This window comes from Paracoccus sp. IB05, from assembly GCF_016405985.1.
Lineage (GTDB): Bacteria > Pseudomonadota > Alphaproteobacteria > Rhodobacterales > Rhodobacteraceae > Pseudogemmobacter.
Window position 1 is genome coordinate 356,006 of the sequence record NZ_JAEFCF010000001.1, and the last position, 6,306, is coordinate 362,311.

At 65.9% G+C, this 6,306-nt stretch carries 7 protein-coding genes; 3 read left to right on the forward strand and 4 right to left on the reverse strand.

Annotated features, from left to right (window positions below):
- Nucleotides 1-4: 4 nt before the first annotated feature.
- A complete protein-coding gene (locus JC607_RS01550) occupies nucleotides 5-913 on the reverse strand; it encodes a LysR substrate-binding domain-containing protein (RefSeq protein ID WP_198835165.1) in 909 nt (302 codons plus the stop codon).
- 288 nt (nucleotides 914-1,201) lie between these two features.
- Between JC607_RS01550 and JC607_RS01555 the strand changes: the two genes are divergently transcribed.
- Both JC607_RS01555 and JC607_RS01560 read left to right on the forward strand, forming a co-directional pair.
- Nucleotides 1,202-1,870: an RNA polymerase sigma factor gene (locus tag JC607_RS01555; RefSeq protein ID WP_198835166.1), complete on the forward strand. Its 669-nt coding sequence runs from the start codon at nucleotides 1,202-1,204 to the stop codon at nucleotides 1,868-1,870.
- Nucleotides 1,867-2,868 (forward strand): hypothetical protein, encoded by a 1,002-nt coding sequence (locus JC607_RS01560; RefSeq protein WP_198835167.1) that lies wholly within the window; start codon nucleotides 1,867-1,869, stop codon nucleotides 2,866-2,868. The genes JC607_RS01555 and JC607_RS01560 overlap by 4 nt, the downstream gene beginning before the upstream one ends.
- 80 nt (nucleotides 2,869-2,948) lie before the next feature.
- Here the strand turns inward: JC607_RS01560 and JC607_RS01565 are convergent, their stop codons facing one another.
- The 3 genes from JC607_RS01565 to JC607_RS01575 form a co-directional block, all read right to left on the reverse strand.
- Entirely contained in the window at nucleotides 2,949-3,308 is a 360-nt protein-coding gene (locus JC607_RS01565; protein ID WP_198835168.1) for a hypothetical protein, read from the reverse strand.
- Nucleotides 3,309-3,508: 200 nt separating this feature from the next.
- Complete coding sequence (locus JC607_RS01570; protein WP_198835169.1) at nucleotides 3,509-4,174, reverse strand: ATP-binding protein; 666 nt, start codon at nucleotides 4,172-4,174, stop codon at nucleotides 3,509-3,511.
- A gap of 263 nt (nucleotides 4,175-4,437) precedes the next feature.
- A complete protein-coding gene (locus tag JC607_RS01575) occupies nucleotides 4,438-4,971 on the reverse strand; it encodes a hypothetical protein (protein WP_198835170.1) in 534 nt (177 codons plus the stop codon).
- Between the two features lie 705 nt (nucleotides 4,972-5,676).
- On the opposite strand from JC607_RS01575, the gene JC607_RS01580 reads away from it, so the two are divergent.
- Nucleotides 5,677-6,237: an NAD(P)H-dependent oxidoreductase gene (locus JC607_RS01580; protein WP_198835171.1), complete on the forward strand. Its 561-nt coding sequence runs from the start codon at nucleotides 5,677-5,679 to the stop codon at nucleotides 6,235-6,237.
- Nucleotides 6,238-6,306: the final 69 nt, after the last annotated feature.

The following is a 6,306-nucleotide window of genomic DNA, read 5'->3' on the forward strand; positions in this document are numbered from 1 at the left end:
CGGTTCAGCCGCTGTGCCAGGGACTGAGGCTTTCACGAAAATTCGCGGCGATGGCGGTGTAGCTTTGTCTGCGCGGCGCGTCACGGCGCCAGACCATGGTGAGATTGCGCGTCAGCACCGCCCCGGACAGCGGGCGGGCGACCACAAGCTGTTCGCGCAAAACCTCGGACCGGATATAAAGCGCGGGCAGAAGCGAGATCCCCATCCCCGCCGCGACCATCTGGCGCAAAGTATCCAGCGTGGTGCCCTCGTAATCCCGGGCAAGCCGCGCCCCGGCCCAGCTGCACAGCCGCGTCGCCGCGCGTCTGAGCGCCGGCCCGCCGTCAAAGCCCAGCACCGTCTCGCCCGCAAGATCGGCGGGTGCGATCTCGCTTTGTCCGGCGAGGCGGTGATCGGCCGGGATCACCGCAAGCAGCGGCTCGGTGATCAGGGGCGCCTGTTCCACATCCTCGCGCCGCAGGTCCTCGCCCAGCAAGATCACATCGAACGTGCCGTCAAGCAGTTGACGGATCAGGGTTTCCGTTCGCTCCTCGCGCACATGGACCCGCATTTCGGGCCAGGCGGCGCGCAGGCCGGGCATCGCGACCGACAGCACATAGGCCCCCACCGTCTGCACCACCCCGATCCTGAGCGAGGCCTGGGGCGCATCGGGATCCCCCCTGCGCGCGACCTCGCGGATATCCTCGATGCGGTCGATCACCTCACGCGCACGCCGCGCCACATCGCGGCCGACGGGCGTCAGGCTGACCCGGGCACGGCTGCGTTCGACCAGCTGCGCGCCAAGGCGCTCCTCCAGCGCCCGCAGCTGCATCGACAGCGTTGGTTGCGCCACATTGCACAGCTCGGCGGCGCGGCTGAAATTCAGCTGGTCCGCGACGGCGACGAGGTATCTGAGCTGTTGGAGCGTGGGCATCGCCGAAGTTTAGGCGCGGGCGGGGCGGCTGGCAATCGTACAGACGGGCCGGGCCATTCTGACGGATTTGTGACATGCCCTAACCAGGATCCTGCGGGCCACAGGCGTCCTTGCTGTGACGGCCGGAACTTCACCTGCCGGTGCTGCAACTCTGTCGCGGAGCCGCCAATGGCCATGGCGCTTTCCTTTACGGCAAGGACAGAGCCGCGGGGAACCCCGCCGGCTCCTGGTTGCGTTTGGCCGAAAAATAGTGCTGTTCTCGCGGCGTATACGGTTGCGAAGCGTAGGATGATGCGTCACGGCGAGAGGTCTTTGCCCCAAAGCGAGGCCGCAAGCGACAGGGCCGTTCAGGCCCAGGCGGGCGAAACAGGGGTCGGCGGGAGCCGGGCCGCGACACATGCTGCCGGTCTGGTTACACAGGCGCCGGGATCTGACACGACAACCGGAACCGATCCCCTGGTCGAAAGGGCGCGCGCCGGTGATGCCGGTGCTTTCGAGCTGCTGTTGTCGCGCCATTACACTTTTATCTTCCGCGTCGCCTGCCGCTGGACCGGCAATCGCGCCGATGCCGAGGATGTGACGCAGACCATCTGCATGCGGCTTGCCACGACGATCCGCAGCTTTGACGGCCGCGCCTCCTTCCAGGGCTGGCTTTACCGTGTGACGCTTAATGCGGTGCGCGACCAGCAGCGTGCCGGCGCGCGGCGGGGCCGTCTGGTGGCGGCGGCGTCGCTTCTGACCGATGATTTCAGCAAGGGCGATCAGGAGGATGCGCTGCATGTCGCCGATATCTGGCGTGCAGTGCGGGCCTTGCCCGAAAAACAACGCGATGCGATCCTGCTGGTGCATGGAGAAGGCCTGGCCCAGGCCGAAGCCGCCCGCATCATGGGCTGCAAAGAGGTGACGGTGTCCTGGCATATCCACCAGGCCCGCAAAGCGCTGAGGGGGGTGTTGTGACCAGCTGCCGCGACCCCCGTGATACGGCCCCGACCGATCCGCTGGACCGTCTGGCGGATCTGGCCCTGCCTGATCCTGATCCGGCGCTGATGCAGGCCGATATCGCCCGCGCGCGCGAGCGTTTTGTCGCCGCCGGCCTCTCGGCTGCTGCAAGCGAGCCATCATTAATCGCGCGCTGGCTCTCGCCCTTGCGGCTCGGCATGGCGGGGTCGGCGGCGACGGCCAGTGTGATGGCGGCCTTCCTTCTGCTGCCCCAGGGACAGCTGCCATTGGCGCAGATGCCGGATGGATCGGACCGCAAAACTGTTGCGGCCGAAGGCGCGGCGCCCGAAGACGAGCATGCCGTGGCGCAAAGCGATATGGCGCCGGATGCTGTGCCCGCGCCCGCTCCAGCAACGGCTGCGTCCAGATCTGCGGCGGCCGCGCCGCGCGATGTGACGATCCCCGTAGCGCCGCTGCCTGAGCCGGATTATCCACCCCTCGCCGCTGCGCCGCCCGCAAGCGGGGGCAATGGGTCGGCCCGCCCGGCTTACGAAGCTGCAGCGGAAGCGATTGCCAGTGCCGCGCCAGCGGCGCCTTCGAGAACCCTGCCACGCCTTGGGGCGAAGCCACGCCATGCCCCGGGCGATGCGGCGCTGGTGGATCTGGCTCTGCCAGAGGAGGAAGCGGAGTTCTCCGGCTCGCTCAGTTTTTCGCTGTCCGGGGATCAGGACGGGCTTTTCCTTGACCGAGAGGAAGGCCGGCTTGCGATTCCGGTCTGGGAAACGGCGCCGGGCATGACAATCCAGATGACCGATGTCTATCTCTTGCCCGCGCGGCGCGGCTTCCCGCAGATTCTGATGATGAAGGGTCAGCTGGGCGACCAGGAGCCCTGGCAGATCTTCCGGGTCAGCGCGGATGCTGTGACCTTTGACAAGGTGATCACCGACCTGGTCAAACCGGCGCGCAGCCCCGGTCAGGTCGAGGCAATCCTGAACCGCCTGCCACCACCGGACTGAGCAGAGCTCCCGTCACCCGGGGCAGGAAGCCTGAGACCTGAGGCCTGAGACCCCGGGCCGGACAGGGACGGGTCCTCGCTTCAGCGAAACAGGCTGCGGGTTCTGGCCGACCCGGTCACTTTTGCAGCGCCCGGCAGCGAGACTCCGCTGCGGCGCAGAAGCGGAAAGCGCGGCTGGCGCAGCGGCGCCTGGTTGCGGAGCGTTTTGTTGAGGCGCTCTTCCAGCAGCGCCTGAAGGTCAGCTTCAATGGCCCTGGTGAAATCGGGCCGGGCCTCTGATGATTGATCCGAGGTGGTAAACCCGCTCAGGAGGGCAAAGCAAAGATTGCCGGAGATCACATAGGTCATCATCACTGCGATAAAGCCCCCCTCCAGGAGCCAGACCAGCACCGATGCTGCCAGGGCAGCAAATCCGCTGAGGATAATCACGATTGCGACCATGATACGTCTCTTCTTCGAAGGCACGGCGTTGCAGCATTCTGCCACAACTCAACCACGGGTAGTTGGGACGGCAAATCAGGCAAAAACGGGGCAAAGTCCTGGTTAATTCGTGCAGGGCGGGTGATCTCTTCCCGGAAGCGGTGCGATAAAACGCCACGCCTGCGCAGACGCGGGGGCGCGAACAGGGAACTGTGCCGGGGTCAGGCGGTCAATATGGGCAGGGTGATTTCCTGCTCCATCCCGCCGCCCATGCGGTTGCGGATTGCTATCGCTCCGCCGAAACGCGACAGGATCTCAAATGCGATGGCAAGGCCCGGCCCGGCACCTGGCTGCACTTTCTGCCGCCCCGGATCGACGCGGAAGAACGGTTCAAACACGCGGTCGATCAGCGATTCGGGGATGCCTGGCCCGTGATGCTGGATGGTAGCCACCGTCATTGCGCCCTCGGGCCCGAGGCTGACCGTGCCGCCGCCGCCATGGGTGGCGGCGTTTGTCATCAGGTTGCGCAGCGCCCGTTTCAGCGCCAGCGGCCCGGCGCTGACCATGACCGGCATCATTCCCGCCAGGATCATCTGCAGGCCGATCCCGCCCATCTCCAGGGCGGCCTCCTCCATCAGCCCGATCGGGCGGCTGAGGCGGCAGGCAGCATACCAGGAGACCGCAACCGACCCCACCACGATCATCGCAATCCAGATGTCGAGGATCAGCCAGCGACCCTCGGACGGGGCGGGGTCGGGAACGGGGGTCAGAAGCCAGCCCCCGCCCGGCAGCGCGACCGAAGCGGTGAGAAGGTTTCCGTCTCGGCTGACAAGGATCCGGCGCTTTGGACCGGTGCGCAGGAGTGCAAGCGTGCGGAAGATGCTCATCCGTTCCAGCACCTCGCCCCGGCGGGCCGCCCGCGACCTGCCCTCCCGCCGCCCCCCGCCGCGCCCCGGCCTGAGTGACCCGCGCCCGTTCCGTTATCTGGTCCCTGCCGGTTTCGCCGGGGCCAGGCTCTCAGTCGCAATTTCTTCGCCGAAAGGACCAACACCATGCGCCGTCTGATAGCGCTTGCCAGCGCGGCTGTCATTGCCCTCGCAACCCTCCCTGCTTTCGCGCAGAGCCGCGCCCGCACTGCCTGCCTGACGGATCAGGCCCATTGCACCGGCATGGGGCCGGGCGGCGGTCCGAAACCCTCGCAAAAGGCGCCCCCGAGCAGGGCTGCGGCGCGGCAGTATGGCGGCCAGACGGTTGCTAAAGAGCAAGATAAAACAAAGCCCGCCCATGCCCACCCGCAAAAAGGCGTCAGCGCGCGGGGGGCCAGCCTTTCCGACGCGCCTCGGCCAGCCGTTTTCAGCCGCCGGCGCGGGGCCAGGAATATCGTGTTGTCGCAGATCATCCGGTGCTGGCCGACAGCCAGACCCTGCGCGTCGTCGCGGTGAGCGGGCTTTTGTCCTCGCTTTTGCACTGACTCGGTCTGATCTGGCCCCATCCCGAGGCAGGATGATGAAACCTGGTGGCTCAGTCGCCGGCCTGACCGCGCTCGCCGATCCTGGTGGATTGAACTGGTATCTTCGCGCGGCAAAGCGCCGGTCCTTATGCCGACTTTTGCGAAGGCCTGAACCAGGATCACCGCCAAAATCCGCGACCGGCCGAGCGCCGGCAGATCGATGGTGACCGGCATCGAAAGACCCGGCCCATATCGGGCCAGACCCGAATGAGGCCGCCGCCGGTGTTCCGAGGTCCGAAGGTGAAGCGGCTCTCGTATCATCGCCCTAACATTCGATCCGTGGTAGCTCACGCAGTTTCGCATGCTGAAAAGAGGGCACAACCGTATTTCTGCGCGTCGATCTGGCCATCTTTACCGGCGGTCCCGTGGTGTAGCTGCTGCGGTCTGGTGCTGGCCCATGGCGCGACAATCCCGCTTCCGCGCTTTCGGGCGGCCATCAGCCGCGGACCGGCTTTTCGATGCCGTCGGGTATCCCGGCCTTCCTGTGCCCGAGGCTGATCGGAATCACCTTCGGCTGCCAGACGGTCCGCGCGGCCACGCACCGGAGCGCATCACGCCCGGGAAATTCCGCTCTTGCGGGCAGTGAGTTGCGCATTTGCGCGGTTTGCTGCGCCGGAATGCCGCGACGCGACGAATATTATTCTTCCCCTCTTTGCAGCCGATCCTGCCCATGGGGCCATGATCGGACAGTAGCAATCTGCTGCAAATGCGGGCCTTCAGAAAACAACGCCTCTGTTCTCGGCATTCCACTGTCCCGGACAGGAGACCCGCGCGGAGGCCCGCGAAAGAAATCCACTGCGGTTTGTCTGAATTTGGAATGGCCTGGTGCGGTGTTCGGGCTTTATCACGACGGCACTTGTCGGGATTGAGGAAAGCTTTATGTCCGAACTTCATATCGTGGGTCTTGCGGGGAATATCACCGCGCCGTCGAAAACACGTGCGCTGGTCGGGCAGGCGCTGGATCTGGCCGGGGCCGGGTTGCATGCGCGCACGACCCTGTTCGACATCGCCGATTTCGGCGAGGATCTGGGCCGGGCGCGGCGCGCCGATGACCTCAGCCCGCAGGCGCGGCAAAACCTCGATACGCTTTTGAATGCCGATGCGCTGATCGTCGCGACGCCAATCTACAAGGGCTCTTACCCCGGGCTTTTCAAACACCTGATCGACCTGATCGACCCTGCCGCGCTGCTGCGCAAGCCGGTGCTGATCGCCGCGACCGGCGGGGGCGAGAAACATGCGCTGGCGGTGGAACATCAGCTGCGGCCGTTATTTGCCTTTTTCGAGGCCCGGGTGCTCTCGACCGCCGTGCATGTCTCGGACCGCGATTTCAGCGAGGGACAGCTGGTATCGGACCCGGCGCTGAACCGGCTCGCCCGGGCCATTGACGAATTCACCACGATTTTCCCCGCTGCCGCGCGGATCCGCGCCGCCGCAGAATAAGCCGCCGCCAAATAACCCGTCTCGCCGGATAACCCGTTGCACAGGGGCTGCACATGACCTCCGATCCCG

Excerpts from the sequence above, each read along its gene's own strand:
- JC607_RS01550 (WP_198835165.1), bottom strand. The coding sequence starts at position 913 with ATGCCCACGCTCCAACAGCTCAGATACCTCGTCGCCGTCGCGGACCAG.
- JC607_RS01555 (WP_198835166.1), top strand. The coding sequence starts at position 1,202 with ATGATGCGTCACGGCGAGAGGTCTTTGCCCCAAAGCGAGGCCGCAAGC.
- JC607_RS01565 (WP_198835168.1), bottom strand. The coding sequence starts at position 3,308 with ATGGTCGCAATCGTGATTATCCTCAGCGGATTTGCTGCCCTGGCAGCA.
- JC607_RS01570 (WP_198835169.1), bottom strand. The coding sequence starts at position 4,174 with ATGAGCATCTTCCGCACGCTTGCACTCCTGCGCACCGGTCCAAAGCGC.
- JC607_RS01575 (WP_198835170.1), bottom strand. The coding sequence starts at position 4,971 with ATGCCGGTCACCATCGATCTGCCGGCGCTCGGCCGGTCGCGGATTTTG.
- JC607_RS01580 (WP_198835171.1), top strand. The coding sequence starts at position 5,677 with ATGTCCGAACTTCATATCGTGGGTCTTGCGGGGAATATCACCGCGCCG.